We start from the raw sequence: 2693 nt of genomic DNA, 5'->3' as shown, positions 1-2693 counted from the left end.
ATGCTTGTTTAGTACATCCTGGTGTATTATCTCTTGGATAAAAATATAATACTATTTTTTTATTTTTAAAATCTGATAAACTTACTAAATTTCCATCTTTATCTTGTAATTTAAATTCTGGTGCTTTTACTCCTGCTTCTAACATATTTTACTCCTTTGTTTGTTTTATATTACATATTATACCAAATATACTTATATTTAAACATTAGTATATATAGTTTATATTATCTTAATATAAAAAATAACCTAGGTTAAAACTAGGTTATTTTTATAATTATTTTATTCTTTATTTGGATCTACAGGTAATATTATAACAAAATTACTACCTTCTCCTACCTTACTTTCTACGTATATTTCACCTTTATGCAGCTCTACTATTTTGCTAGTTATACTAAGACCTAATCCACTTCCACCTTTTGATTCATCATTATCTACTTGATTAAATCTATCAAATATCGTTTTATGATATTTTTCTTCAATTCCAACTCCAGTATCTAATACACTAATCATAACTTTATCATCTAAATCCTTTATAGTTATAGTTATATTTCCACCTTCTGGTGTAAACTTAGCTGCGTTACTTACTAGATTTACTATACATCTTTCTATTTCATAATCATCACATAATATAATCTTTTCTTCAACCTCAGGATCTATTATAAGTTCTATAGATTTAGATTTTATATAGTCAATTAAAGTTAAAGATGTTTCTTCAACTAAGTATATTATGTCTACTTCCTTTAAATTTAAGGTATACATTTTGCTTTGTAACTTAATATTATCTAATATATTGTTAACAAGATTTAATAATCTATTACAATTCCTCTCAGAAATATCTATATAGTAAGCTAATTTATCTGACTTAATAGCATCCTTTTTAGATAATTCTAGTAATAATTGATTCGTACTACTTATTACATTTAGAGGAGTTCTAAGCTCATGAGATAAATTAACTAAGTATTTATTCTTATTTTCCTCGATTTTTATATTATTATTATATAACTCTTCATTTTTTATCATTTGTTCTTCAAGTTCTTTAGTTCTTGACTTTACTAATCTATCTAGGTATTTTAACTTATACTTATTATTTATTATAAATAATATAGCAATAACTAAATATATAAAGCAAGCAATTGGGCTCATCCAAAATGGATATTTAATAGAAAACTCCATGGTTTCACTATCACTTATATCTCCTCTACTATCTACTGCTCTAACTTTAAAAGTATATTTTCCTGGCAATAAATCATTATATATAACATAATTTTCTTTAGTTGTTGCTTTAGATGAATTTGATCCTATTAACTCATATTCATAACTTATATTTTTATTACTTGAATATACAGGAGTAAAGAACTTGATTTTAATATTTTCTGTATTGTTGTCAAACTTTAATCCATTTATATCTAAGTAATCTTTATCGTTAACTTTAAATCCATCAAATATTACTTTTGATTTATTATTAATACTATTTACGTCCTCTGAATAAAATGCATTTAATCCATTTATCCCACCAAAGAATAATTCTCCACTTTTACTTTTAAATGCTGCATTTCCATTAAACTCATTCCCTTGAAGTCCATCTGTAACACTTAGGTTATTTACAGTGTTATTTTTAGTATCTATTTGGCTAATACCTTTATTGGTACTTACCCAAATATTATCATTATCATCTACTAATACTCCATATATAGTATTATTAGCTATACCATCACTTGTTGTATACCTTTTAAACACTTTTGTTTTAGGATCGTATTTATTTAAACCGTAACTTGTACCGATCCATATGTTTCCTTTTGAGTCTTCATTTATATATCTTATACGATTACTACTTATACTAGTTTTATCATTAGGTATATTTTTATAGTATTTAGTTTCTTTAGAGTTAGGTTCTATAATTCCAAGTCCACCATCTCTTAAAAATCCTATATAGTAACTTCCATCTTGTCCTTGATATACATATCTAACATATGAACCTTCATCTACATAATCAGTCATATCTATGATTTTATCATTTTCTATATCAAGTAAATTTAAACCATTTGTACTTCCTATCCATAGATAATTTTTATCACATACAAAAATATCTTTAACATTTTCTCCTATTAATCCATCTTCTAGATTATAGTTTTGTATTGTATTTTCTTTTTTATTAATTTTTAATACTCCAGCATCTGTAGCTACAAATATAAAATCTTTATACCCTGTAATGTCATTTATACTATTGCTTTGTATTACATTGTTATTTTCCATATTAATAGATTTAGATGTATTATTTTCCCTATCGATTATATTGACACCTTTAGTTCTACTACCAATCCATAAATATCCTTCATCATCTTCATAGATTCCGTGAACCATATTTTCACTTAATAAGTATCCGTCATCTAAACCTGCATTGTAGTATTTTATACTACTTTCTGTATCAAATATACTTATTCCAGAATATGTACCAACCCATAAAACGCCTTCTCTATCTTCTATAATAGACCTTACATCGTTATATACTAAGCTATTTTTATCATAAACTTTATTTTTATAAACATCAAAACTGTCATTTTTTTCATTGTATCTAGCAAGTCCATTTGTAGTACCTACCCATAAATTTCCTTTGATATCTCTTATTATCGCTCCAACTTGATTTGCTGGAATAGAGTTTTCATCTTCTATATCATTTATGTATTGTGTTACTT

The 2693-nt window shown here is 25.1% G+C and carries 2 protein-coding genes; both read right to left on the bottom strand.

The genetic code is table 11. From position 1 onward, the window contains the following. Positions 1-145, bottom strand: a 145-nt coding sequence (locus Q5F54_RS12730; RefSeq protein ID WP_302334553.1) for a redoxin domain-containing protein, incomplete at its 3' end; no start/stop codon positions are given. Positions 146-279: 134 nt separating this feature from the next. Next, positions 280-2693, bottom strand: a 2414-nt coding sequence (locus Q5F54_RS12725; RefSeq protein WP_302334552.1) for a sensor histidine kinase, incomplete at its 5' end; no start/stop codon positions are given.

Source organism: uncultured Romboutsia sp., assembly GCF_958366745.1.
GTDB classification, from domain to species: domain Bacteria; phylum Bacillota; class Clostridia; order Peptostreptococcales; family Peptostreptococcaceae; genus Romboutsia; species Romboutsia timonensis.
Note: the sequence above shows the minus strand (reverse complement) of the source record. Positions and strands in the feature narration are given on the sequence as shown.